The organism is Burkholderia sp. Ed8 (assembly GCF_040761425.1).
In the GTDB taxonomy this organism is placed as follows: Bacteria; Pseudomonadota; Gammaproteobacteria; order Burkholderiales; family Burkholderiaceae; genus Burkholderia; species Burkholderia seminalis.
On record NZ_CP142885.1, the window covers coordinates 1,127,185 to 1,151,463 of the forward strand.

The following is a 24,279-nucleotide window of genomic DNA, read 5'->3' on the forward strand; positions in this document are numbered from 1 at the left end:
GCGTGCACCGCATGCGCCTGCGCGGCCCGCGCGTTTGTCGGTTGCGGCGAAATCGGGGATATTAGCGGCATCGCCGATCCGCCGGTCCGCCATGACGCCAGACAAAGCCCTCGAACTGAAACGTAGCAAGCGCCGCGCGCTGTGGCTGCTGCTGGCCGCCGTCGCGGTGTTCGTCACGACGATCCTGCTGCCGCGCGGCCCGTGGGTCGACGGCTTCAAGGCCGTGGCCGAAGCCGCGATGGTCGGCGCGCTCGCCGACTGGTTCGCGGTCGTCGCGCTGTTCCGCCGCGTGCCGATTCCGTTCGTGTCGCGCCATACCGAGATCATTCCGAAGAACAAGGACAAGATCGCCGACAACCTCGCGGTGTTCGTGCGCGAGAAGTTCCTCGGCCCCGACGCGCTCGCCGCGCAGATCCGCCAGCACGATCCCGCGCGGAAACTCGGTGCGTGGCTCGGCGAGCCGGCGAACACCGATGCGCTCGGCGGCTACGTGACGAGGCTGATGAGTTTCGCGCTCGACATGACCGATGACGCGCGGATCCAGACGTTCGTGCACGACGCGTTCCGCGCGGTGCTCGACCGGGTCGACCTGTCGCAGTCGGCCGGCGCGATCCTCGATACGCTGACGAAGGACGGCCGCCACCAGGCGCTGCTCGACGACGCGATCGAACAGGTGGTGGACGTGCTCGACAAGGAGGAGAACCGCGAGGTGATCGCGGGCTTCATCGTCGAATGGCTGAAGACGCAATACCCGAAGGTCGAGAAGATCATGCCGACGCAATGGTTCGGCGAGAACGGCGCGCGGATGCTCGCGAGCGCGGTGAGCCGCGTGCTCGAAGGCGTGGCGGCCGACCCCGAGCACGAGCTGCGGCAGCGCTTCGACCGGACGGTCGCGCGACTGACCGAGCGGCTGAAGCACGATCCGGCGTTCGTCGCGAAGGGCGAGGAGATCAAGCGCTATATCCGCGACGGCGATGCATTCAACGAGTATGCGCGCGACTTGTGGGACCAGTTGCGCGCGTGGCTGAAGGCCGATCTTGCCCGCGCCGATTCGGCGCTGCACCGGCAGGCCGCGACGCTGGGCGGCTGGCTCGGCGCGCGGCTGTCGGAGAGCCCGGCGCTGCGCGCGTCGCTGAACGAGCATGTCGAGAAGGCCGTGCACGAGATGGCGCCGGATTTCGCCGATTTCCTGATGCGCCACATTCGCGATACGGTGCGCAACTGGGATGCGCGCGAGATGTCGCGGCAGATCGAATTGAACATCGGCAAGGATCTGCAGTACATCCGCATCAACGGCACGCTGGTCGGCGGGCTGATCGGGCTCGGGCTGTATCTGGTGTCGCTGGTGCCGCGCTGGGCGGCGGGGTGGCTGCATTGACGCGCCCATGCCGTTGAACGGCGGCGCCGGCGCGGCCACGAGCACCGCACAACGGGCGCGATGCCGGGCACGCGCTTTTTTTGTCATGCGTGCGCTTTCGCGCCGTGCAGCTGCAGGCCGAGCGCCTTGATGACTTTCAGGATCGTGCCGAAGCTCGGATTGCCGTCGTGCGACAGCGCCTTGTACAACCCTTCGCGCGACAGGCCCGCATCGCGCGCGACCTGCGACATGCCGCGTGCGCGTGCGATCACGCCGAGCGCGTGCGCGATGAAGGCCGGATCGTCGCCGGCCTCCTGCAGGCAGGCCTCGAAGTAGTCGGCCATGTCGTCTTCGGTTTTCAGGGGTTCGGCCGAATCCCACGGTCGGGTGCGGATCTTGTCCATCGATCATTCCATGTCGAGGCGCGCGAGCATCGCGTGCGCGGCGCGTATGTCGGCCTGTTGCGTCGATTGATCGCCGCCGCAGCGCAGGATGACCCGGATCGGTCCGCGCCGGACGGAGTAGACGCGATAGCCGGGGCCATGGTCGATCCGCATTTCGACGACCGGCGAGCCGGCGGACTTCCGGTCGCCGGGGTTGCCCATCGACAGGCGGTCGATGCGAGCCTGGATGCGGCGCTTCGCGACGCGATCCTGCCGGCCGGCAAACCAGGCGTCGAAGACGTCGGTGGTTCGGGCGCTGAACGTAGGCGCACGGTAGGGCGTCGATGGCAGTATGTCAACCATGGTTCACAGAAAAAAGGGGCGGTGGCAGGTCGTTTCGCGGCTGCTGCGGTAGGGCCGTCCGCCTCGCTAGGGTGCCGATTGGCCGTTCGGCCAAAGTCGAAATCTTTCGAATCCGTCTACAATCAAACACGTCCTTGCCGCTCGTGCATGCTCGTCGTGCACGGGTGGGTCCGTTCGTCCTCCGGCATCCGGGGGCGCCGCCGCGCATCGTTCGTCGCGCGGCGGGAAGTGCCGTGGTCTGTGTCCAGTAGGTAGAGCGTCCGCGTGCCGTAGGCCGGCGCGCGTCATGTACGCCGCGCGCCCGTAGGCCGGGCAGGCGGCATAACCGAGAGTCCCCCATGAAAGCATCGGATCTGTTCGTGAAGGCGCTGGAAGCCGAAGGCGTCGAGTACGTGTTCGGTATTCCCGGCGAAGAAAACCTCGATCTGCTCGAATCGCTGCGGCGATCGAAGATCAAGCTCGTGCTGACCCGGCACGAGCAGGCGGCCGGGTTCATGGCCGCCACCTACGGCCGCCTGACGGGCCGCACCGGCGTGTGTCTCGCGACGCTCGGGCCGGGTGCGACGAACTTCGTCACGGCCGCCGCGTATGCGCAGCTCGGCGGCATGCCGATGCTGATGATCACCGGGCAGAAGCCGATCAAGTCGAGCAAGCAGGGCCACTTCCAGATCGTCGACGTGGTGGACATGATGCAGCCGCTCACGAAATTCACGCGGCAGATCGTGTCGATCGGCAATATCCCGTCGGCCGTGCGCGAGGCGTTCCGCCGCGCGGAGGAGGAGCGCCCGGGCGCGGCGCACCTCGAATTGCCGGAAGACATCGCGCACGAGGAGGGCGACGGCAAGCCGATCCCGCGCAGCTACAGCCGGCGGCCGGTGGCCGAGGAGAAAGCGGTCGCGCGTGCGGTCGACGCGATCCAGGCCGCCCGCCATCCGCTGCTGATGATCGGCGCGGGCGGCAACCGCAAGACCACCTGCAAGATGCTGCTCGAATTCGTCGACAAGACGGGCATCCCGTTCTTCACCACGCAGATGGGCAAGGGCGTGATCGACGAGACCCATCCGCTGTGGCTCGGCAATGCGACGCTGTCCGACGGCGATTTCGTGCATCGCGCGATCGAGCATGCGGACTGCATCATCAACGTCGGCCACGACGTGATCGAGAAGCCGCCGTTCTTCATGCGCACCGACGACAAGACGGTGATCCACGTGAACTTCCTCGGCGCGCAGGTCGATCCCGTCTATTTCCCGCAGATCGAAGTGGTCGGCGACATCGCGAATGCCGTGTGGCAAATGAAAGAGGCCATGTCGCCGCAGCCGCACTGGGATTTCGCGCGCTTCGCGATGATCAAGGAGCATTTCGACGCCCATCTGGAGAAGGGCCAGCACGATCCGCGCTTCCCGATGTACCCGGTGCGGATCGTCAACGACCTGTACAACGCGCTGCCGGTCGACGGCATCGTCTGTCTCGACAACGGGATGTACAAGATCTGGTTCGCGCGCTACTGGCGTGCGCACGAGCCGAATTCGCTGCTGCTCGACAACGCGCTCGCGTCGATGGGCGCCGGCCTGCCGTCTGCGATCGCCACGAAGATCGTGCATCCGCAGCGCAAGGTGATCGCCGTGTGCGGCGACGGCGGCTTCATGATGAATTCGCAGGAGCTCGAGACGGCCGTGCGGCTGAAGCTCGACCTCGTCGTGATGATCTTGCGCGACGACGCGTTCGGGATGATTCGCTGGAAGCAGGAGAACATGAATTTCCCCGATTACGCGATGACGCTGCAGAACCCCGATTTCGTGTCGTATGCGCAAAGCTACGGCGCGCACGGGCATCGTGTCGAATCGGCCGACGATCTCGAGCCGCTGCTGCGCGAGTGCTTCTCGTCGCCGGGCGTGCACGTGATCGACGTGCCGATCGATTACTCGGACAACGAGCGCGTGCTGAACCGCGAGATCAAGCGCCTGTCGGCACAGCTCTGAATACCCCGTTCACCGGAAGGAGTCGTTCCATGTTGAAGGAAACCTATCCGTACTACCTCGCCAACGAAGCCGTCTACGCGAACACCGATCTGGAGGTCACGGACAAGTTCAGCGGCAAGGTCGCGACGCGCGTCGCGCTGGCCGATGCGAAGGCGATCGATGCGGCGATCGGCGCGGCGGTCGCCGCCGCGAAGCCGATGCGCGAGATGCCGGCCTTCAGGCGGCAGGCCGTGCTCGACCATTGCGTCGCGCGCTTTCGCGAGCGCTTCGACGAGCTGGCCGAGGCGTTGTGCATCGAGGCCGGCAAGCCGATCAACGATTCGAAGGGCGAAGTGACGCGGCTGATCGACACGTTCCGCGTCGCCGCGGAGGAATCGGTGCGGATCGACGGCGAGATCGTCAACCTCGAAATTTCCGCGCGTGCGCAGGGTTATACGGGGTACGTGAAGCGGGTGCCGATCGGCCCGTGTTCGTTCATCTCGCCGTTCAACTTCCCGCTGAACCTTGCCGCGCACAAGGTCGCGCCCGCGCTCGCGGCCGGCTGCCCGTTCGTGCTGAAGCCCGCGAGCCGCACGCCGATCGGCGCGTTGATCATCGGCGAGGTGCTCGCGGAAACCGACCTGCCGAAGGGCGCGTTCTCCGTGCTGCCCGCGCATCGCGACGGCGCCGACCTGTTTACGACCGACGAGCGTTTCAAGCTGCTGTCGTTCACGGGTTCGCCGGCCGTCGGCTGGGCACTGAAGGAGAAGGCGGGCAAGAAGAAAGTCGTGCTGGAACTGGGCGGCAACGCGGCCGCGATCGTCGATGCGGATCAGCGCGACCGGCTCGACTACGTGGTCGAGCGTCTCGCGTTCGGCGCGTACTACCAGTCGGGCCAGAGCTGCATCGGCGTGCAGCGGATCCTCGTGCATGCCGATCTTTACGACGCGCTGCGCGAGAAGCTGATCGCGAAGACGCGTTCGCTGAAGATGGGCGACCCGAAGGATCCGTCGACGTTCGTCGGCCCGATGATCTCCGAATCGGAGTCGCGCCGGCTGTCGGGCTGGATGGACGCGGCCGTCGCGGCGGGCGCGAAGATCGTCGCGGGCGGCAAGGTCGACGGCGCGATGTTCGAGGCGACGCTGCTGGAAAACGTCGGGCACGAGCAGGACCTGTACCGGAAGGAGGCATTCGGCCCGGTCGCGATCCTCGAGAAGTTCGACCGCTTCGACGATGCGCTCGCCCGCGTGAACGACAGCGACTTCGGGCTTCAGGCCGGCGTGTTCACCGATTCGCTCACGCATGCGCAGCGCGCGTGGGATGAACTGGAAGTCGGCGGCGTCGTGATCAACGACGTGCCGTCGTTCCGCGTCGACAACATGCCGTACGGCGGCGTGAAGGATTCGGGCCTCGGCCGCGAAGGGGTCCGCTACGCGATCGAGGACATGACCGAACCGCGGCTGATGGTCGTGCGGCGCCGGTAACGCGCCGGCCGCGGCGTCAGTCCGCAACGGCACGCAGGCAGGCGATCGGGCCGGCCTGCGTGCCGTTTTCATTGCGCCGCGCGCATCGGTCCGGCATCGCGCGCGTACCGCCGCGCGGCGGGCCGCCCGACGCGCGCTCGACTGCGGGCCTCGCCTCGTGATGTAATCGCGCCAAACCGCCGACCGGGGCACGGCACCGGAAAGCGCGAATTCATTCTTCACGAGGTCGATTCATGTCCCCCGTCTCGGCATTCAAGCTGGTTCTGTTGTCATTCCTGGCGATCGTCGCGCTCGAATGCATCGCCAAGCGGTTGCGGTTGCCGCCCGCGGCCGCGCTGCTGATCGGCGGTATCGGGATCGCATTCATTCCCGGCCTGCCGCCGATCAACCTCGATCCCGAGCTGGTGCTGCTGGTGTTCCTGCCGCCGCTGCTGATGGACGGCGCGTACTTCTCCGTATGGGAAGAGTTCAAGCGTAACGTCGGCGGTATCCTGATGCTCGCGATCGGCGCGGTCGTCTTCACGACGTTCGCGGTCGGTTTCGCCGTGCACTGGGTCGTGCCGGCGCTGCCGTGGGCCGCGTGCTTCGCGCTCGGCGCGATCGTGTCGCCGCCCGACGCGGTCGCCGCGAAAGCCGTGCTCGAACGCGTCGCGCTGCCGCGCCGGCTGATGGTGCTGCTCGAAGGCGAGAGCCTGCTGAACGACGCGGCCGGCCTCGTGCTGTTCCGCTTCGCGGTCGCGGCCGCCCTCACCGGTGCGTTCAGCCTCGAGCATGCGGTCGTGCGTTTCGCGGAACTCGGGCTCGGCGGCGTGGTGGTCGGCTTCGTGATCGGCCGGCTCGTCGTGTGGTTCCTGAAGCTGCTCGACGACGACTATCTCGTGATCACCGTCGCGGTGATCGCCGGCTGGATCGCGTACATCGCGGGCGAAATGGTCGAGGTGTCGGGCGTGATCGCGACGGTCACGGCCGGCATGATCATCGGCTGGCATCAGCACGAGGTGTTCTCGGCCGCCGTGCGCACGCGCGGCACCGCATTCTGGCAGGTCATCGTGTTCCTGCTCGAAGCGATGGTGTTCGTGCTGATCGGGCTGTCGCTGCGCGGCGCGATTCACCGGCTCGGCGGTTTCGAGCAGGTGCTCGCCACGATGGTGCCGCCGGTGGTCGCGGTGCTGGCGGCGGTGATCGTGTCGCGCTTCGTGTGGATCTACGCGGTCGAGGCGCTGAAGTGGCCGGTGCGCGGGATCGCCCGGCGCGGCGAAGCGCCCGACTGGAAGGCCGCGACGATCATGAGCTGGGCCGGGATGCGCGGGGTCGTGACGCTCGCGATCGCGCTGTCGCTGCCCGAGGCGTTGCCCGGCCGCGACGTGATCCTGGTCGCGTCGTTCGCGGTGATCCTCGTCACCGTGCTGCTGCAGGGCACGACGATCGGGCCGTTGATCCGGCTGCTGCGCCTGCCGCAGCGCGAGGAGCGCGCCGCGCACCATCTGACCGAGCCGCAGACGTGGGCGCACGTCGAGGCCGCGCAGCTCGCGGCGATCCAGCCGCTCGTGCGCGACGAGCACGGCGTCGTGATCCATCCGCGCCTGCTCGAGCAGTACACGTATCGCGCGGAGCTGACCGAACGCTCGAAGAACGAACCCGAGTACCCGGCGGAAGTGCGCACCGCGCACTACGACGTCGTGCTGGCCGCGATCAGGGCCGGGCGTGCCGAACTGTTGCGCCTGCATCGGTCGGGGCGCATCCACGACGAGATGCTGCACACGCTCGAACGCGATCTCGACCTGCAGGAAGTGTCCGCGCAGCACGCGCGCGGGTAAGCGGGCGCGACCCGTCATCCCACGGGCCGGCGTTCTGCCGGCCCTGCACCGCGCGCGGCCGATCCTTCCCCGCCGCGCGATGTTGCTCCCGCCCACCAGCCGATTCGACCTGTCGGAATCCGGCCCTCAATACCACCGGCAAACAGCCTTGCAGACCATGCAAGCCTTATGGCGCCGGTCTCGCAAACGTTATCGTCTTTCGAATCCGGAAATGATCAGATTTATCTGATTCTGTCTCTTTCTGCATATTTGGCAAAACTAAACCGGAAGGAGATAGATGCTGTGTTCTAATTTCATTTAGAATCAGCCGGTTATCTTTATTGAGAGAAAGAATGCGGAGGTAATGCGGTCGCCGATGAGGAAGGAATCGGCGTCTCAAGCCCCGCAAGGCAGTGCCGACAGGCCAAATCGGCGGAATCAGGCGGGTTTTTCAACCGCCAAAATAAGATAGTGTCCAAGTCGGATAAACAACTCCTATGAAAGAATCGATTGGAGATTCGGCGTTTGAAACTGTATTTATGAAAGAATCGAGCAGTGATAATGCCTTGGATTGCCTTGAATCGGGGTTATCGGTCCTTCTGGTCGACGATCAACCGTTCGTCGGCGAGGTGATCCGCCGCGCGCTGCGCAGCGAGCACGACATCGATCTGCACGTGTGTACCGACGCGCACCGGGCGATGGCGGTCGCGCGCGACGTGAAGCCGACGGTGATCCTGCAGGACCTCGTGATGCCGGAGATCGACGGCCTCGATCTCGTCCGCGCGTGGCGCGCCGACGCCGGCACCGCGCGGGTGCCGATCATCGTGCTGTCCGCGAAGGAGGAGCCGATCGTCAAGCGCGAGGCGTTCATCGCCGGCGCGAACGACTATCTGGTGAAGCTCCCCGACGCGATGGAGCTGACCGCGCGCATCCGCTATCACTCGAATTCGTACCTGATGTCCCGGCAGCGCGACGAGGCGCTCGATTTCCTGTCGCACGACATGCGTTCCCCGCAGACGTCGATCCTCGCGCTGCTCGACGTCTACCGCGCCGAACACGGCGACATGCCGGCGATCATGGAGCGCATCGCCGGCCATGCGCGGCGTGCGCTGGCGCTTGCCGACGGCTTCATCCACCTGACCCGCGCGCAGTCCGAGCGCCGTGCGCACGAGGTCTTGAGCCTCAACGAGATCGTGGTCGATGCCGTCGACCAGCTGTGGGAGAAAGCGGCCGGGCTCGGCTGCCGGGTCGTCGCGCACGTGCCCGACACCGAGTGCGTGACGATGGGCGACCGCATGATGCTCACGCGCGCGGTCGCGAACCTGATCGACAACGGGCTGAAGTACGGCCCGGCCGGCACGGACGTGCACTGCACGCTGAGCAGCGAGGACGGCGCCTGGCTGATCGGCGTCGAGGATGGCGGCGCCGGCATCGCGCCCGAGCAGCGCACGGCCGCGACCGAGTCGTTCGTGCAGCTCGAAACCGTGAACGGCGCGGCGCGCGGCGGCTTCGGCCTCGGGCTTGCGTTCGTGCGCGCGACGGCGGCGCGGCATCGCGGCCAGATCCTGATGCGCAATACGGCGCGCGGCTTCATGGTCGCGCTTCGGCTGCCGGCGCAAGCGGAGCGGTGATTTCGCGGCGCGGCCTGCCGGCGCCGCGTCGTCCGCATCCGACCCCGATGCGCTCGTGGCGCGCCGACCGGCGCGCAGGCGGGCGCGGATTTTTTCAACGCTGATTTTAGAAAGCCCATAACGAACATGGCCACCGTGACGCCCCGCGCGACCAATGAAAGCCTGCATCCGACGATCGGCGCTGCCCGGCTGACGCTCGGCAATCGCATCCTGCTCAGCTTCGGCGTGTTGTTCGTGCTGATGCTGGTGACAGCCGGCGTGTCCTACGAGCGACTGCGCGCGATCAACGCCGAAGCCATCAGCATCGAGCGCGACTCGCTGCCCGGCGTGTACCTCGCGTCATCGCTGCGCGGCTCGGTCAACGAATCGTTCATGCTGCTGCAGCAGGCAACGTTCGTCGATACCGACCCCGACAGCGTGCATCGCGATCTCGCGAAGATCGCCGACGCGATGAAGGAAGTCGAGGCGCTGTCGGTCGACTATCAGGCCACGACGTTCCGCGACGACGACCGGCAGCGGTTCGCCGCGTTCCGCGGCGCATACGATCGTTACCTGCCGCTCCTGAGCGACGCGATTCAGAAGACCCGCGCGTCGCACGACGACGCGGTCGCGGCATACACCAAGGCGCAACCGGCCTGGGCCGAGGTCGTGCGCAACGCCAACGTCCTGGTCCAGGAGAACCGCAAGTTCGCCGAGCAGTCCGCGAAGCTGATCCGCGAATCCGTGCAGGACACCGAGGTCGTGCTCGCGACCGCGCTCGCGTTCGTGCTGCTGTCCGCGCTTGGGCTCGGCTACGTGCTGTACCGTTCGGTGACCGTTCCGATGGCGCGCCTGGTGGAAGTGCACGACGTGATGCGCACCGGAAACCTCACGCGCCGCCTCGACCTGCGTCGCCGCGACGAATTCGGCACGCTCGAGACGGGCTTCAACCGGATGGCCGACGAGCTGACCGAACTCGTCGCGCGCGCGCAGCAGTCGTCGCTGCAGGTGACCACGTCGGTGGCCGAGATCGCGGCGACGTCGCGCGAGCAGCAGGCGACCGCGAACGAAACCGCGGCGACGACGACCGAGATCGGCGCGACCTCGCGCGAGATCTTCGCGACCTCGCGCGATCTGCTGCGCACGATGAACGAGGTGGCCGGCGTGGCCGAGCAGTCGGCGACGCTCGCCGGCGTGAGCCAGAGCGGGCTCACGCGGATGGGCGAGACGATGCGCAGCGTGATGGACGCGGCCGGCTCGGTGAACGCGAAGCTCGCGATCCTCAACGAGAAGGCGCTGAACATCAACCAGGTGGTCGCGACCATCACCAAGGTGGCCGACCAGACCAACCTGCTGTCGCTGAACGCGGCGATCGAGGCCGAGAAGGCCGGCGAGTACGGCCGCGGCTTCGCGGTCGTCGCGACCGAGATCCGTCGCCTGGCCGACCAGACGGCCGTCGCGACCTACGACATCGAGCAGACGGTGAAGGAAATCCAGTCGGCCGTGTCGGCGGGGGTGATGGGGATGGACAAGTTCTCCGAGGAGGTGCGCCGCGGGATGCTCGACGTGCAGCAGGTCGGCGGGCAGCTGTCGCAGATCATCGCCGAGGTGCAGACGCTCGCACCGCGCTTCCAGATGGTCAACGAGGGGATGCAGACGCAGGCGAACGGCGCCGAGCAGATCACGCAGGCGCTGTCGCAACTGTCGGAGGCCGCGCAGCAGACGGCCGAGTCGCTGCGCCAGTCGTCGCAGGCGATCGACGACCTGACGCTGGTGGCGAACCAGTTGCGCACCAGTGTGTCGCGCTTCAAGGTCGACGCGTGACGCGCGCCGATCCGCAGAACGGCGCGCAGGCGCTGTTCCTGATGTTCGAGCTCGACGGCGAGCGTTATGCGCTCGACGCGGCCGGCATCGACGAGGTGCTGCCGCTCGCGGACACGAAGGCAGTGCCCGGCGCGCCCGACTGGATCGCCGGGCTGTTGATGCGCGCCGGCCAGCCGGTGCCGGTGATCGACGTGCCGATGCTGGCGCTCGGGCGGCGCGCGCACGCGCTGCGCTCGACGCGGCTCGTGATGGTCCGCTACCGCGCGGGCGAGGCCGGCGTCGAGCGCACGCTCGGCCTGATCGTCGAACGTGCGACGCAGACGATGCGGATCGACCGCGCGGCGTTCCACGCGAGCGGCATCTCGACCGCGCGCACGCGCTGGCTCGGGCACGTCGCCAATACGCCTGACGGCATCGTGCAGCAGGTGTCGGTGTCCGACCTGATCGATGACGTGGCGCGCCTGTATCTGTTCGATGGCCTGCCGGGCCACGGGGGGGAGTTCGCATGAAAGCGTCCGAATCGCGATTTCGCGGCTGGCTGTTGCGCGAGACCGGCATCGACCCCGATTCGCTCGGCAACGATTTTCTGACGCGGGCGCTGACGGAGCGCGTGCATGCGCTGCAGGCGGACGGCGAGCGGCTGCCGTCGGCGGCGCGGCCGCCGGTCACGCCGGAGGCGCTCGACGCGTACTGGCAGCAGTTGAATGCATCGGCCGACGAGCGGCGCGCGCTGATCGAGCTGTTCGTCGTGCCCGAGACGTGGTTCTTCCGCGACCGCGAGGCGTTCGCGACGCTCGCGCGGCTGGCGGCCGAACGGCTTGCCGCGCTGCCCGGCCGGGTGATCCGCGTGCTGAGCGCGCCGTGCTCGACGGGCGAGGAGCCGTATTCGGCGGCGATGGCGCTGCTCGACGCGGGGCTCGAGCCGGCCAGCTTCACGATCGACGCGATCGATCTCAGCGCGCGCGCGATCGAGTACGCGCGGCTCGGCTGTTACGGACGCAACGCGTTTCGCGGCACGGCGACGGAGTTTCGTTCACGGTACTTCACCCCGGCCAGCGACGGCTGGCTGCTCGACGAGCGCGTGCGCGCCTGCGTGCAGTTTCGTCACGCGAATCTCGTCGAACCGGCCGCGGATACGGGCATTCGCTACGATTTCGTGTTCTGCCGCAACGTGCTGATCTATTTCGACCGCGACGCGCAGGATCGCGTGATCCGCTCGCTCGACGCGCTGCTCGTCGACGACGGCATGCTGTTCGTCGGGCCGGCCGAAACGGGCGTCGCGATGCGGCACGGAATGCGCTCGGCGCGCGTGCCGCTGGCATTCGCGTTTCATCGCGAGCCGGCCGGCACGGCGGCCGACGCGGCCGCGGCTGCGGCGGCGCCGTACCGGCGCACCGAGCGCTTCACGGTCGCGCCGCTCGCCGCGACGCGCTCGGTGCTGGCCGTTGCGCCGCCGTCCTGGCCGGGTGATGCGCGTCAGCCGTTCGCGGTGCCGCCGCCGGCCGTGAACACGGCCACCTTCGATGCGCGGGCCGACCTGTCGGCCGCGACGGCCGAAGCGGTCGCGCCGGTTGCCGAAGCCGTCGCGCCGACGCTCGAGGATGCGCAGGCGCTCGCGAACGCCGGCGCATTCGACGAGGCCGAGCGCGTGCTCGCGCAGTTCTCGGCGCGCGTCGGCCCGCATGCCGATGCGTTCTACCTGAACGGATTGATCGCGGATGCGCGCGGGCGCGCCGCGGAAGCGGGCGACTTCTACCGGAAGGCGCTGTACCTGCGACCCACGCACCACGAAGCGCTGACCCATCTCGCGACGCTGCTCGACGTCGGCGGCGATCGTGCGGGCGCGCAATGGCTGCTCGAGCGCGCACGGCGCTCGGCCGGCTGACACGATGACGGAATCGGGACCGACACCGCGATGACCAGAGGAATTCATGAACCGCGCCGCCGCTGCCATTGACGACACGACGATCGACGTCGACGATTGCTGGAACCGGATCGGCACGCGCGGCGACCGCTCGTGCGAGCGGCTGAACGACTGCCTGCGCTGCCTGAACTGTCCGGTCTACGCGTATCACGCGGCGAAGCTGCTCGAGCGCCCGCTCGACGTGGCCGAGATGGCCGACGCGACGCGCCGGATCAGTGCGTTCGGCGCGACGCGCGCGGGCGACGACGGCGACACGCACCACGCGGCGCTGGCGTTCCGCGTGGCCGACGAATGGCTTGCGCTGCCGATCGGCGTGCTGCGCGAGATCGCCGGCACGCGCCCGATCCATTCGCTGCCGCATCGCCGCCATTCGGCCGTGCGCGGCGTGGTCAACATCCGCGGCACGCTGCGCATCGCGATCTCGATCGGCGCGTTGCTCGGACTCGATGCCGGCAAGGGCGGCGACCGCGACGGCGACGGCCGCTTCACGCGGCTGCTGGTCGCCGCGCACCAGGGCGAGCCGGTCGTGTTTCCGGTCGATGAAGTCGAGGGCGTGCTGCGCTACGGCGCGTCCGACTGGGTGCCCGTGCCGGCGACCGTCGGGCGCGCGAGCGCCGGGCTGTCGCGCGGCGTGCTGTCGTGGCGCGGCAAGTCGGTGGGCCTGCTCGACGACGACCGTCTGTTCGACGCCGTGACACGGAGCATGCGATGAGCGGTGATGACGACCTGAGCCACCTGTCGCTGCTCGAGCTGTATCGCGAGGAGACGCGCACGCAGACCCAGGCGCTGTCCGAGCGGCTGCTCGCGCTCGAATCGGGCGAGCCCGACTCGGTCGCGCTTGAAGCCTGCATGCGCGCCGCGCATTCGCTGAAGGGGGCCGCGCGCATCGTCGGCGTGCCGCTCGGCGTCGACATCGCGGGGCGGATGGAGGAGTGCTTCGTCGCCGCGCAGGCCGGCACGATCTCGCTGACGGCCACGCACGTCGACGTGCTGCTCGCCGGCGTCGATCTGCTGGTGCGCGTCGGCGATCCGCAGGCGCAGCCCGTCACGTCGACCGAGATCGACGTGTTCGCGGCCGCGCTCGCGGGCGCCGACGGCGCGCAGACGATGCAGGCGCCTGCCGGGATGCCGCCGCCGGTGCCGCCGCCCGCCATGCCGTATCGCGACCACGACGGCGCGGCGAACGAGCCGGTCGGCGCGAGCGCCGCGGTGCCGCCGCTCGCGGTGTCGGGCGCGGCGCCCGATCCGGCGCAGGCCGGCCGCGTGGCCGGCGCCGGCGCGATGCGCCGCGTGCGGGCCGATACGCTGAACCGGCTGCTGAGCCTGTCCGGCGAATCGCTGGTCGAATCGCGCTGGCTCAAGCCGTTCGCCGAATCGATGCTGCGCGTGAAGCGCGCGCAGCGCGACGCGGCCCGTTCGCTCGATCTGATGTACGAACAATTCGCCGACGATCTCGACGCGGGCATGCTCGCGTCGATGAACGAAGTGCGGCACATGCTCAACGACCTGCAGCGTTCGCTGGCCGAGCGCATGGACGAATTCGACCGCTTCGAGCGGCGCAGCACGCATATCGCCGAGCAGCTGTACGACGAGGCGTTGCAGTGCCGGATGCGGCCGTTCGGCGACGCGACGCGCGCGTATCCGCGCATCGTCCGCGACCTCGCGCGTTCGCTCGGCAAGCAGGTGCGCTTTTCGATCGTCGGCGAGAGCACGCAGGTCGATCGCGACATCCTCGACCTGCTCGACGCGCCGCTCGGCCATCTGCTGCGCAACGCGATCGATCACGGCGTCGATTCGCCCGATGCGCGGCGTGCGCGCGGCAAGCCGGCCGAGGCCAGCGTGACGCTGGAGGCGCGCCACAGCGCCGGCTCGCTGCTCGTCAGCGTGATCGACGACGGGCCGGGCGTCGACATGGACGCGCTGCGCGCGGCCGTCGTGCGCCAGCGCCTGACCGACGACGAGACGGCCGCGCGGCTGTCCGACCCCGAGCTGCTCGAATTCCTGCTGCTGCCGGGCTTCTCGATGCGCGATGCGGTGACCGACGTGTCGGGGCGCGGCGTCGGCCTCGATGCGGTGCAGGAGATGGTGCGCGGCGTGCGCGGCGCGGTGCGGATCTTCAACGAACCGGGCGCGGGCATGCGCTTCGTGCTGCAGCTGCCGCTCACGCTGTCGGTGATCCGCAGCCTGCTCGTCGAAGTCGGCGGCGAGCCGTACGCGTTCCCGCTCGCGCATGTGCGCCGCACGCTCGAACTCGCGCACGACGACATCGACGTGCTCGAAGGGCAGCCGCATTTTCCGTTCGACGGCCGGCGCGCGGGCCTGGTCGCCGCGCACCAGCTGCTCGACGCGGGCGAACCCGACGTCGCGCGCACGAGCACGGCCGTCGTGGTCGTCGGCGGCGAGCCCGAGCTGTACGGCGTCGCGGTCGACCGTTTCCTCGGCGAGCGGATGCTCGTCGTGCAGCCGCTCGACAGCCGCCTGAACAAGATCCAGAACATCGCGGCCGGCGCGCTGCTCGAGAACGGCGACCCGGTGCTGATCGTCGACGTCGAGGACCTGATCCGCTCGGTCGACAAGCTCGTGCGCGGCGGGCAGCTTGCGCGGGTCACGCGCGACCCGCAACTCGCGTTCGCCGATCGCCGCCGCCGCGTGCTCGTCGTCGACGATTCGCTGACGGTGCGCGAGCTCGAACGCAAGCTGCTGGAAAAGCGCGGTTACGACGTGACGGTCGCGGTCGACGGGATGGAGGGCTGGAACGCGGTGCGCAGCGATACGTTCGATCTCGTCGTGACCGACGTCGACATGCCGCGCATGGACGGCATCGAACTCGTCACGCTGATCAAGGGCGATCCGATGCTCAAGCGCGTGCCGGTGATGATCGTGTCGTACAAGGATCGAGACGAGGATCGCCGTCGCGGGCTCGATGCCGGCGCCGACTACTACCTCGCGAAGAGCAGCTTCCACGACGAGGCGCTGCTCGATGCCGTGCACGACCTGATCGGGGGTGCACGCGGATGAACATCGGTATCGTCAACGACCTGCCGCTGGCCGTGGAGGCGCTGCGCCGCGTGATCGCGCTGCGCGCGGACCACCGCGTGCTGTGGGTCGCGACCGATGGCGACGAGGCCGTGGATTTCTGCGTCGCGCAGCCGCCCGACGTCGTGCTGATGGATCTCGTGATGCCGAAGGTCGACGGCGTCGCGGCGACGCGCCGGATCATGGCGCGCGCGCCGTGCGCGATCCTGATCGTCACGGCGAGCGTCAGCGCGAACACGTCGTCGGTGTACGAGGCGATGGGAGCCGGTGCGCTCGATGCGGTCGACACGCCGACCCTCGCGCTCGGGCTGTCGACCGACGCGTCGCCGCAGGCGCTGCTCGCGAAGATCGACCAGATCGGCCGGCTGCTCGAAAGCCGGACGGCCGCGCTCGTGCCGCCGGGGCCGGCGCCCGCGCGCGGCCAGCCCACGCTCGTCGCGATCGGCGCGTCGGCGGGCGGACCGACCGCGCTCACCGCGCTGTTGCGCGCGCTGCCGGCCGATTTCCCGGCCGCGCTCGTGATCGTCCAGCACGTCGACCAGGCGTTCGCGTACGGGATGGCCGAGTGGCTCGACGGCTATACGCGGCTGCCGGTGCGCGTCGCGCGGCAAGGCAGCGTGCCGCAGGCCGGCGAGGTACTGCTGGCGGCCACCAACGATCACCTTTACCTGTCGCCGCGCGGCGTGCTCGGCTATACGCAGCATCCGGTCGAGACGCCGTACCGGCCGTCGATCGACGTGTTCTTCAACAGCGTCGCCGACGGCTGGCAGGGCGACGCGCTCGGCGTGCTGCTGACCGGCATGGGACGCGACGGTGCGCTCGGCCTGAAGGCGATGCGCGCGAAGGGGTGCTACACGATCGCGCAGGACGAGGCGACCAGCGCCGTCTACGGGATGCCGAAGGCGGCCGCGGCGATCGGCGCGGCGTCGGCGATCCTGCCGCTCGAGCGGATCGCGCCCCAGCTGATCTCGCGCATCACGCGCCCGCTGCGCGACTGACGGCACGCGGCGGGCCGCATTGCGGGCGATGCGCGGCGTCGCGTACAATGGCGGCCTGCGGAGATGGCATGCCTCCCTGCGGCCGTTGCCGGCGCGTTGCGCGCGGGGCGGCCCTCAACCGCCGGTTTGCCCGGCTGATGATGCCTGCGTGTTCCTGGGTCGTCAGGAGGTCGCAGGCCGTCCATGCGGTATTCTGCCGCCCAGGTTTTGATGTTCCGTCGAATCTGGAAATCATGTTTTTCACGACTTCTTCCGATCTTCTCGCGACCGTGCGCTACGTATGCCGCTGGCTCGCGCTCTCGGCGCTGCTCGGCGCGCTCGCGGGCACGGCTTCCGCGTTGTTCCTGATCGCGCTCGACTGGGCGACCGGCACGCGCGTCGCGCATCCGTGGCTGCTGTGGGGGCTGCCGGCCGCCGGTTTCGCCACTGGCTGGACCTATCACCGTTTCGGCCAGTCGGTCGCGCGCGGCAACAACCTGCTGATCGACGAGATCCACGATCCGAAGGCGCTCGTGCCGAAGCGGATGGCGCCGCTCGTGCTCGTCGCGACCGTCGTCACGCATCTGTTCGGCGGCTCGGCCGGCCGCGAGGGCACGGCCGTGCAGATGGGCGGCGCGCTGGCCGATCGCATCACGCACGTGTTCAGGCTCGATCGCGAGCATCGCCGCGTGCTGCTGATGGGCGGCATCGCGGCCGGTTTCGCGTCGGTGTTCGGCACGCCGCTCGCGGGTGCCGTGTTCGGGCTCGAGGTGCTCGCGATCGGGCGCGTGCGGTACGACGCGCTGCTGACCTGCGTCGCGTCGGCGATCGTCGCGGACGTCGTGTGCCGCGCGTGGGGCGTGCATCACACGGCCTATGCGATTCCGTTCGTGCCGGCCGTGTCGGCGACGGGGCTGGTCGTGACGATCGTCGCGGGCGTCGCGTTCGGCGTCGTCGGGCGGCTGTTCGCGTTCGCGACGCATGCGCTGACCGCGTGGTTCCGCCGCGTCGTCCGCCATGCGCCGCTGCAGCCGGTGCTCGGCGGCCTGCTGGTCGCGGTGGCGGCCACCGTGCTGAACGTGCCGCAGTACCTCGGCCTCGGCATCCCGACGATCGAAGCGGCATTTCACGGCCCGCTGCCGCTCTACGATTTCGCGGGCAAGTTCGCGTTCACGGTCGTCACGCTCGCGTCGGGATTCAAGGGCGGCGAAGTGACGCCGCTGTTCTATATCGGCGCGACGCTCGGCAACGCGCTCGGCCAGGTGCTGGCGCTGCCGGTGCCGGTACTCGCGGGGCTCGGGTTCGTCGCGGTGTTCGCGGGCGCGGCCAACACGCCGATCGCGTCGACGATCATGGCGATCGAACTGTTCGGCGCGGACATCGGCGTGTATGCGATCGTCGCGTGTGTCGTCGCGTACCTGTTTTCGGGGCACGCGGGGATTTATCGCGCGCAGCGCGTGGCGGTGGGCAAGGGGACACAGGCCGGGGCGGAGTGAGGCGCGCAAGCGGCTGCGGTCGAAGCCGTTCGAGCGTGCCGTTTGACGAACCGGAACCCCGGATCGAGGTGTGCTTCGACGAAAACCGGGTTCCGGTGATCCGGCGGATCACCGGACACGCGGCTTTACTGCTTCGGCAGCCGCGCGACGTTGCGCGCGAGCAGTTCCTCGATGTCGATGCCTTTTTCCGCCAGCAGCGCGGTGACGACGCCGTTGAGTTCGCCGAGCGTTTCCTTGACCGCTTCGCGGATCGTATCGACGACCACCTGCGTGCTGCGCTCGATCTCGATGTTGACCTTGTCGTTGACGCCCTTCGCATCGAAGGTCGTCGCGCGGCGCGTTTCGGGAATCAGCCAGATATCGAACCAGCCTTCGTCGCGGTTCACGTCCGAGACCGTGAGGCTGCAGCCGTTGATCGCGATATAGCCCTTCGCGAACACATAACGCTTGAACTCGGCGGGCACGCCGATGCGGATCATCCGGTTGTGTTCGGACGTCGCGATGTGCAGGATGGTGCCCGGGAAGTCGACATGGCCCGACAGCGGATGCCCGCCGATTTCCGCGCCGTCCTTCGCGGCCCGTTCGACGTTGATCCGCGAGCCGATCGCGAGATCGGCCAGCGTCGTGATTTTCAGGCTCGGCAGCATCACGTCGAAGTCGACCAGCGTCGGCGAATGGATGGTCGTCACCGTCAGGCAGACGCCGTCGACCGAGACGCTGGCCCCGATTTCGATGTCGTCGGTGAACCGCTCGGGGAATTCGATGCTGAACGTTCTCAGCTCCCCGTGATCCTTGGTGGCCTTGATGACGCCAACGCCCTGGACAATTCCTGTAAACATCGTCGATCCCTCGTCGCTAATTTCCTGGCCGACATGATAAGTGATCCCGCAAGAGGCGGTGCCGCCGCGCGCGATTCGGGGGAGGCCCCGCGATATTCGGGGACATGAAAAAGGCCGTGCACACGGCACGACCTCGAACCGGATCTCGTGGGCGCCCCGTCCCGGCAGTCCCGCCGGCATCACCGGGCCGGGGCGCGGCGGGCTGCGTCAGGCTTCCGCCGGCTCCCCCAGCGGCCCGGCTGCGTCGTTCGCCATGCGCCGCGGCGCATCGGCGAGCCCCTTCGCGAGCTCCAGCGCCTGCCGCTCGAACAGCCGGCGGTAGATGCCGCCCTCGATGCGGATCAGCGCGTCGTGGTTGCCTTCCTCGATCACCTTGCCGCGATCGAGCACGAGCAGCCGGTCGAGCGCGCGCACCGTCGACAGCCGATGCGCGACCACGAGCGTCGTGCGGCCGACCATCAGCCGCTCCATCGCCTGCTGGATCAGCAGCTCGCTTTCGCTGTCGAGGCTCGACGTCGCTTCGTCGAGGATCAGGATCGGCGCGTCGGCGAGGAACGCACGCGCGATCGCGACGCGCTGGCGTTCGCCGCCCGACAGCTTGATCCCGCGTTCGCCGACGAGCGTGTCATAGCCGTCCGGCAGCGCGGCGATGAAGTCGTGCGCGCTGGCGAGACGCGCGGCGCGCTCGATGTCGGCGCGGCTCGCGTCGGGGCGCGCGTAGGCGATGTTCTCCGCGAGCGTCCGGTGGAACAGCACGGGCTCCTGCTGCACGATCGCGATCTGGCTGCGCAGCGAATCCTGCCGCACGCGCGCGATGTCCTGGCCGTCGATCGTGATGCGGCCGCCCGATACGTCGTACAGCCGCTGGATCAGCTTGATGAACGTCGTCTTGCCCGACCCCGAGTGGCCGACGAGGCCCACGCGCTCGCCCGGAGCGATGCGCATCGAGAAGTTGTCGTACAGCGGCACCGGATGGTTGCCGTAGCGGAACGTCACGTGCTCGAAGCGGATCTCGCCTTGTCCGATCCGGATGGCCGGCGCGTCGGGGCGGTCGTCGATGCCGAGCGGCTGGCGTTCGAGCGCGACGAGCTCTTCCATGTCGTTCACCGAGCGCTGCAGGTTGCGGATGTGCATGCCGACGTCGCGCAGGTAGCCCTGCAGCATGAAGAACATCGTCAGCGCGAACGCGATGTCGCCGACGCTCGCCTCGTCGTTCGCCCACAGCCGCAGAGCGACGCCGATCATCGCGGCCTGCATCGCGACGAGCATCGCGCCCTGCAGCCCGCCGTTGAACGTGCCGCGCACCCACGTGCGGCGCGTGCGCTGCCGCCACTTGCCGATCACGCGCGCGAGCCGCGCTTCCTCGCGCGTTTCCGCGCCGAAGGCCTTGACCACGGCGTTGCAGCTGACGGCGTCGGCGAGCGCGCCGCCCATGCGCGTATCCCACAGGTTGCCGAGCCGCGCGGCCGGCGCGACGATGCCGAGCGACACCGCGACCGTCACCGAGATGTACAGCAACGAGCCCGCGCCAACGACGAGCCCCATCACGGGCCAGTGCGTACCGAGCAGCACGGTGGCGCCGACCAGCATCGTGACCGACGGCAGCAGCGCGATCAGCACCGTGTCGTTCAGCAGGTCGAGCGCCCAGATGCCGCGCGTGATCTTGCGTACGGTCGAGCCCGCGAAGCTGTTCGCGTGCCAGTCGGTCGAGAAGCGCTGCACGCGATGGAACGACGCGGCGGCGATCTCGCTCATCATCTTCAGCGTGAGCGTGATGATGTTCAGGTACACGCCCTGGCGCAGCACCGTCGCGCCGATGCCGAGCGCCGCGAGCATGCCGAACGCGGCGAGGGCCGAATGCCACGCGGCGGCACGGTCGGTGAGGCCGGTCGACAGTGCGTCGACGAGGCGGCCGGCGAACAGCGGCGTGAGGACGTCCGCGAGCGCGGCGAACAGCGCGAGGCCCGCGACCGTGGCGGTGCGTGCCGGCTGCTTGCGCCAGTAACGAAGGGTGAAGCCGAAGACGGCCCGGAATGCGTGGCCGCCCAGATGGGAGGTTTTTCTGGTCATTTATCGTTGCCCGGCGCATCGCGCGACGGGACTTTCCGGTTCGGAGAACGTCGAAAACGCAACAGCCGGGCCGCGCGGAAAACGCGGGCGGAGCGAAAAACGGGCTGTCGGGAAAAGCGCGGCGGACGGGTTAGCGGAAAACTCGGGAGCCGGCGCGGACGGCGGGCTGGATCAGCCGCGCCGTGGGACCACGTTCGAGAAGGTGGCTGGCATTCGGAACATCTGCACCTCCTCTGAAGTGAACGTTGAAAGGACGCCGAAAAGACGTGAAAAGATTCTATCAGCAGTGTACGGCGCGCTGCAACGTCTGACGAATGCGGCGTTGCGGCGTCGATACGGTTAGTATTCAGGGTTTCGGCCCTGCTTTCGCGGGCGTCTCGCGGCGCGGCAGCGCAGGGGCCGGCAGGGGCATCGATTACACTTCGGCGTCCACGGCGCACGATGGTGCGACCCTTGCAGATTCACCCCCGATACACTCCTGAGGAAACGATGAGCGACGTTCAGCAAGGCATCCTGGCTCCGATCGACACGGCAGCCCGGTACCTCACTTTCACGATTTCGAATGACGGCAACGTGGCGGCGGCACTGGCCGCGCTGCGCGAGATCGTCGACGGACGCGACACGGTCGTCGGTTTCGGACAGTCGCTGGCCGCTCACCTCGGGCGTCCGGTGCCGGGCCTGACCGACTTTCCTGCGTTCGCCGTGAAGGATCGCACGCTGCCGGCCACGCCGGCCGACGTATGGGTCTGGCTGCGCGCCGACGACCGCGGCGAGATCGTGCTGCGTGCGCGGGCGATCGAGCGCGCGCTCGCGCCGGCATTTGCGCTGCAGGATGCCGTCGACGGTTTCCGCTATTCGAACGACCGCGACCTGTCCGGTTACGAGGACGGCACCGAGAACCCGGAAGGCGACGACGCGGTGGCCGCGGCGATCGTCACGGGGCAGGGGGCGGGGCTCGACGGTGCGAGCTTCGTCGCGGTGCAGCAATGGCTGCACGACTTCGACCAGATGGAGCGCATTCCGTCGGGCGACATGGACAACATCGTCGGGCGCCGCCGCTCGGACAACGAGGAACTCGACGACGCACCCGAGTTCGCGCACGTGAAGCGTACCGCGCAGGAAAGCTTCGAGCCCGAGGCGTTCATGCTGCGCCGTTCTTCGCCGTGGTCGGACGCGCGTCGCGCGGGCCTCTACTTCGTCGCGTTCGGCTGCTCGTTCCGCGCGTTCGACGTGCAGATGCGGAGGATGAGCGGCGCGGACGACGGGATCGTCGACGGCCTGTTCCGCTTCACGCGGCCGCTGACGGGCGCGTATTTCTGGTGTCCGCCGATGAAGGGCGGCAAGCTGGACCTGTCCGCGCTCGGACTGTAAGCGCGCGGCGGTATCGATGAACGGGCGGGTCGCGCATCATGCGCGGCCCGCCCGTTTTGCATGTCGGGCGGCGATCGCGTGTCGCTCGCCGCGTGCATCAGTTCAACGTCGTTTCGATCCGCGTGCCGCGCTTGATGAACTGCGTCACCGGCGTCTTCTCGCAGATTTCCGCGAGACGCTGGCGTTGCGCGTCGTCGAGCGGGCCGTCGAGCGTCACGACGCGCCGCACGTACTGCACGCCTTCGCGATCGGCATGCAGCTCGGTGCGCACGGCGATGCGCACGGCCGGCCACGTCTTGCGCTGCATGTACATGCGCAGCGTCGCGGCCGTGCATTGCGCGAGACCGGCCAGGACGAACTCGTACGGCGCCGGCCCGCGATCCTGGCCGCCTTCGCGCGGCGCTTCGTCGCCGGTCAGCGCGTGCGTGCCGGCCTGCAGCTGGACGACGTAGTCGGGTGCGTTCGCGTCGAGCACGGCGGCGGCATGGATGAGCGACATGGCAAGTCTCCGGTAAGCGGGAAGTAAAAGGCGGGCGCCGCGTGACGGCGCGCAGCCGTCAGCATACCGTCCCGGCCTGGGCTATGCGTTGGCGGCGCCGGCGCTGCTGCGCACGAGTGCGGCGATGCGTTCGCGTACCCACTGGTGCGCGCGATCGGTGTCGCGCGATTCATGCCAGTACGCGAGCAGCGGAAACGGCTTGAGCCGCAACGGCAGCGGCCGCACGACGATCGGCAGCAGTGCGGCCATCCGCAGCGCATACGTGTGCGGCAGCGTGACCAGCAGGTCGCCCGTCGCGGCGATCTGGCACGCGGCGAAATAGTGCTGGCAGGTGAGGCGGATATCGCGGAAGCGCCCGTCGTTGCCGAGCAGCACGTCGAGCGATTGCGGTTCGCCGAGCGACGACACCGCGATATGTCGGGCCGCGAAATAGTCGCTGCGCCGCAGCGGGTCGCCCGCCAGCGGATGATCGCGGCGCAGCGCGACGACGAGCGAATCGTCGAGCAGGTGTTCGGTGGCGATGCGCGGGCCTGTCTGCACGCGACGATCGACGACGAGGTCGGTATTGCCCGACGCGAGTTCGCGCTCGATGTCGGCCACCGCGACACGGCGGCTCACGAGTCGCAGGCCCGGCGCTTCGTCGGCGAATGCCGCGACGATCCGCGGCAACGCAATGGATTCCAGCACGTCTCGAATGCCGACGGCGATGCTCAGGTCGAGCGTCGCGGGATCGAAGGCCGACGGATCGCGCACGGTGCGTTGCAGGCCCTTCAGGTGCAGCTGCACGTCCGCGATGATCGCGCGCGTGCGTTCGGTCGGCACGACGCGATTGCCCTGGCGCACGAACAGCGGATCGTCGAAATGCGCGCGCAGCCGGTTGAGCGCGTGCGTGACGGCCGGCTGCGTGAGATGCAGCGCGCGGGCGGCCGCGCCGATGCCGCCGTATACGTACACGGCGTCGAGCACGCGAAACAGGTTCAGGTCGAGGCGATGATCGGCAGGCACGGCGCGCGGTGGGGGTGGTGAACGGTGGATCGATTCTAAGGGATGCGCAGGCAACGGATGCGCCGCGTGTGGTGCGTGACGTGCGTGCCGATCGAACACGTTCGATGCGTATCGATGCCGTTCGGACCGGTACGCGCGTGCGGCTTCGCCCGCAGTGCGGCACGCCACGATGCGTGCCTCGCATGCGTGATTCTGCATGGGCATACCGGCAATACGTGAGAGCCTGTAGTAATCCGCCATCATGCTGTCCACGTCGGCCATTTCGTGCCAAAGGCGCTACCCGTTCG

The 24,279-nt window shown here is 68.6% G+C and carries 19 protein-coding genes and 1 riboswitch; of the genes, 13 read left to right on the forward strand and 6 right to left on the reverse strand.

The window, feature by feature from the left end; translation table 11 throughout:
* Window positions 1-91: 91 nt before the first annotated feature.
* The gene (locus tag VXM69_RS05355; protein WP_367189115.1) at window positions 92-1,378 is read left to right on the forward strand and encodes a DUF445 domain-containing protein; all 1,287 of its coding nucleotides are present in this window, start codon (window positions 92-94) and stop codon (window positions 1,376-1,378) included.
* Between the two features lie 83 nt (window positions 1,379-1,461).
* Here VXM69_RS05355 and VXM69_RS05360 read toward each other — a convergent pair whose 3' ends face one another.
* On the reverse strand, window positions 1,462-1,761 hold the full coding sequence (locus VXM69_RS05360; RefSeq protein ID WP_034185660.1) for an addiction module antidote protein: 300 nt from the start codon (window positions 1,759-1,761) through the stop codon (window positions 1,462-1,464).
* Window positions 1,762-1,764: 3 nt separating this feature from the next.
* On the reverse strand, window positions 1,765-2,103 hold the full coding sequence (locus VXM69_RS05365) for a type II toxin-antitoxin system RelE/ParE family toxin (protein WP_367189116.1): 339 nt from the start codon (window positions 2,101-2,103) through the stop codon (window positions 1,765-1,767).
* Window positions 2,104-2,441: 338 nt separating this feature from the next.
* Here VXM69_RS05365 and VXM69_RS05370 point away from each other — a divergent pair, with 338 nt between their 5' ends.
* The 11 genes from VXM69_RS05370 (at window position 2,442) to VXM69_RS05420 (ending at window position 18,208) form a co-directional block, all read left to right on the forward strand.
* Window positions 2,442-4,082: an acetolactate synthase large subunit gene (locus VXM69_RS05370; protein ID WP_034185662.1), complete on the forward strand. Its 1,641-nt coding sequence runs from the start codon at window positions 2,442-2,444 to the stop codon at window positions 4,080-4,082.
* Between the two features lie 29 nt (window positions 4,083-4,111).
* Window positions 4,112-5,545, forward strand: a complete 1,434-nt coding sequence (locus VXM69_RS05375; protein WP_034185663.1) for an aldehyde dehydrogenase family protein — start codon at window positions 4,112-4,114, stop codon at window positions 5,543-5,545.
* Between the two features lie 233 nt (window positions 5,546-5,778).
* Window positions 5,779-7,362: a Na+/H+ antiporter gene (locus tag VXM69_RS05380; RefSeq protein ID WP_034185664.1), complete on the forward strand. Its 1,584-nt coding sequence runs from the start codon at window positions 5,779-5,781 to the stop codon at window positions 7,360-7,362.
* 476 nt (window positions 7,363-7,838) lie between these two features.
* The gene (locus VXM69_RS05385; protein ID WP_367189117.1) at window positions 7,839-8,972 is read left to right on the forward strand and encodes a response regulator; all 1,134 of its coding nucleotides are present in this window, start codon (window positions 7,839-7,841) and stop codon (window positions 8,970-8,972) included.
* A 126-nt stretch (window positions 8,973-9,098) separates the two neighbouring features.
* Entirely contained in the window at window positions 9,099-10,775 is a 1,677-nt protein-coding gene (locus VXM69_RS05390; RefSeq protein WP_034185666.1) for a methyl-accepting chemotaxis protein, read from the forward strand.
* A complete protein-coding gene (locus VXM69_RS05395) occupies window positions 10,772-11,284 on the forward strand; it encodes a chemotaxis protein CheW (RefSeq protein WP_034185667.1) in 513 nt (170 codons plus the stop codon). The genes VXM69_RS05390 and VXM69_RS05395 overlap by 4 nt, the downstream gene beginning before the upstream one ends.
* Window positions 11,281-12,660 carry a CheR family methyltransferase gene (locus VXM69_RS05400; protein WP_034185668.1) on the forward strand — a complete coding sequence of 460 codons (1,380 nt, stop codon included), beginning with the start codon at window positions 11,281-11,283 and terminating at the stop codon, window positions 12,658-12,660. Before VXM69_RS05395 ends, VXM69_RS05400 begins: the two co-directional genes overlap by 4 nt.
* 46 nt (window positions 12,661-12,706) lie before the next feature.
* Window positions 12,707-13,411 carry a chemotaxis protein CheW gene (locus VXM69_RS05405; RefSeq protein ID WP_034185669.1) on the forward strand — a complete coding sequence of 235 codons (705 nt, stop codon included), beginning with the start codon at window positions 12,707-12,709 and terminating at the stop codon, window positions 13,409-13,411.
* Window positions 13,408-15,717, forward strand: coding sequence for a hybrid sensor histidine kinase/response regulator (locus tag VXM69_RS05410; RefSeq protein ID WP_059558466.1), 2,310 nt, complete (start codon window positions 13,408-13,410; stop codon window positions 15,715-15,717). Before VXM69_RS05405 ends, VXM69_RS05410 begins: the two co-directional genes overlap by 4 nt.
* Window positions 15,714-16,733: a chemotaxis response regulator protein-glutamate methylesterase gene (locus tag VXM69_RS05415; protein ID WP_034185671.1), complete on the forward strand. Its 1,020-nt coding sequence runs from the start codon at window positions 15,714-15,716 to the stop codon at window positions 16,731-16,733. The genes VXM69_RS05410 and VXM69_RS05415 overlap by 4 nt, the downstream gene beginning before the upstream one ends.
* Window positions 16,734-16,783: 50 nt before the next feature.
* Window positions 16,784-16,887: riboswitch (Fluoride riboswitch) on the forward strand.
* 79 nt (window positions 16,888-16,966) lie between these two features.
* Complete coding sequence (locus VXM69_RS05420) at window positions 16,967-18,208, forward strand: voltage-gated chloride channel family protein (protein ID WP_034185672.1); 1,242 nt, start codon at window positions 16,967-16,969, stop codon at window positions 18,206-18,208.
* 125 nt (window positions 18,209-18,333) lie between these two features.
* Here VXM69_RS05420 and VXM69_RS05425 read toward each other — a convergent pair whose 3' ends face one another.
* Window positions 18,334-19,047, reverse strand: a complete 714-nt coding sequence (locus VXM69_RS05425; protein ID WP_367189118.1) for a riboflavin synthase subunit alpha — start codon at window positions 19,045-19,047, stop codon at window positions 18,334-18,336.
* Between the two features lie 207 nt (window positions 19,048-19,254).
* Window positions 19,255-21,117: an ABC transporter ATP-binding protein gene (locus VXM69_RS05430; RefSeq protein ID WP_367189119.1), complete on the reverse strand. Its 1,863-nt coding sequence runs from the start codon at window positions 21,115-21,117 to the stop codon at window positions 19,255-19,257.
* A 489-nt stretch (window positions 21,118-21,606) separates the two neighbouring features.
* Between VXM69_RS05430 and VXM69_RS05435 the strand changes: the two genes are divergently transcribed.
* On the forward strand, window positions 21,607-22,488 hold the full coding sequence (locus VXM69_RS05435) for a Dyp-type peroxidase (RefSeq protein WP_049028163.1): 882 nt from the start codon (window positions 21,607-21,609) through the stop codon (window positions 22,486-22,488).
* A gap of 97 nt (window positions 22,489-22,585) precedes the next feature.
* On the opposite strand, the gene VXM69_RS05440 is transcribed toward VXM69_RS05435, so the two are convergent.
* Both VXM69_RS05440 and VXM69_RS05445 read right to left on the reverse strand, forming a co-directional pair.
* The gene (locus tag VXM69_RS05440; protein WP_034185676.1) at window positions 22,586-22,987 is read right to left on the reverse strand and encodes an OsmC family protein; all 402 of its coding nucleotides are present in this window, start codon (window positions 22,985-22,987) and stop codon (window positions 22,586-22,588) included.
* A gap of 81 nt (window positions 22,988-23,068) precedes the next feature.
* A complete protein-coding gene (locus VXM69_RS05445) occupies window positions 23,069-23,992 on the reverse strand; it encodes a LysR family transcriptional regulator (protein ID WP_034185677.1) in 924 nt (307 codons plus the stop codon).
* Window positions 23,993-24,279: the final 287 nt, after the last annotated feature.

What these genes read in the sequence shown, in the direction of transcription:
- VXM69_RS05440 (WP_034185676.1), bottom strand. Translation starts at nt 22,987, where the DNA reads ATGTCGCTCATCCATGCCGCCGCCGTGCTCGACGCGAACGCACCCGAC.
- VXM69_RS05380 (WP_034185664.1), top strand. Translation starts at nt 5,779, where the DNA reads ATGTCCCCCGTCTCGGCATTCAAGCTGGTTCTGTTGTCATTCCTGGCG.
- VXM69_RS05430 (WP_367189119.1), bottom strand. Translation starts at nt 21,117, where the DNA reads ATGACCAGAAAAACCTCCCATCTGGGCGGCCACGCATTCCGGGCCGTC.
- VXM69_RS05355 (WP_367189115.1), top strand. Translation starts at nt 92, where the DNA reads ATGACGCCAGACAAAGCCCTCGAACTGAAACGTAGCAAGCGCCGCGCG.
- VXM69_RS05425 (WP_367189118.1), bottom strand. Translation starts at nt 19,047, where the DNA reads ATGTTTACAGGAATTGTCCAGGGCGTTGGCGTCATCAAGGCCACCAAG.
- VXM69_RS05420 (WP_034185672.1), top strand. Translation starts at nt 16,967, where the DNA reads ATGTTTTTCACGACTTCTTCCGATCTTCTCGCGACCGTGCGCTACGTA.
- VXM69_RS05390 (WP_034185666.1), top strand. Translation starts at nt 9,099, where the DNA reads ATGGCCACCGTGACGCCCCGCGCGACCAATGAAAGCCTGCATCCGACG.
- VXM69_RS05400 (WP_034185668.1), top strand. Translation starts at nt 11,281, where the DNA reads ATGAAAGCGTCCGAATCGCGATTTCGCGGCTGGCTGTTGCGCGAGACC.
- VXM69_RS05365 (WP_367189116.1), bottom strand. Translation starts at nt 2,103, where the DNA reads ATGGTTGACATACTGCCATCGACGCCCTACCGTGCGCCTACGTTCAGC.
- VXM69_RS05375 (WP_034185663.1), top strand. Translation starts at nt 4,112, where the DNA reads ATGTTGAAGGAAACCTATCCGTACTACCTCGCCAACGAAGCCGTCTAC.
- VXM69_RS05360 (WP_034185660.1), bottom strand. Translation starts at nt 1,761, where the DNA reads ATGGACAAGATCCGCACCCGACCGTGGGATTCGGCCGAACCCCTGAAA.
- VXM69_RS05405 (WP_034185669.1), top strand. Translation starts at nt 12,707, where the DNA reads ATGAACCGCGCCGCCGCTGCCATTGACGACACGACGATCGACGTCGAC.
- VXM69_RS05435 (WP_049028163.1), top strand. Translation starts at nt 21,607, where the DNA reads ATGAGCGACGTTCAGCAAGGCATCCTGGCTCCGATCGACACGGCAGCC.
- VXM69_RS05370 (WP_034185662.1), top strand. Translation starts at nt 2,442, where the DNA reads ATGAAAGCATCGGATCTGTTCGTGAAGGCGCTGGAAGCCGAAGGCGTC.
- VXM69_RS05410 (WP_059558466.1), top strand. Translation starts at nt 13,408, where the DNA reads ATGAGCGGTGATGACGACCTGAGCCACCTGTCGCTGCTCGAGCTGTAT.
- VXM69_RS05415 (WP_034185671.1), top strand. Translation starts at nt 15,714, where the DNA reads ATGAACATCGGTATCGTCAACGACCTGCCGCTGGCCGTGGAGGCGCTG.
- VXM69_RS05385 (WP_367189117.1), top strand. Translation starts at nt 7,839, where the DNA reads ATGAAAGAATCGATTGGAGATTCGGCGTTTGAAACTGTATTTATGAAA.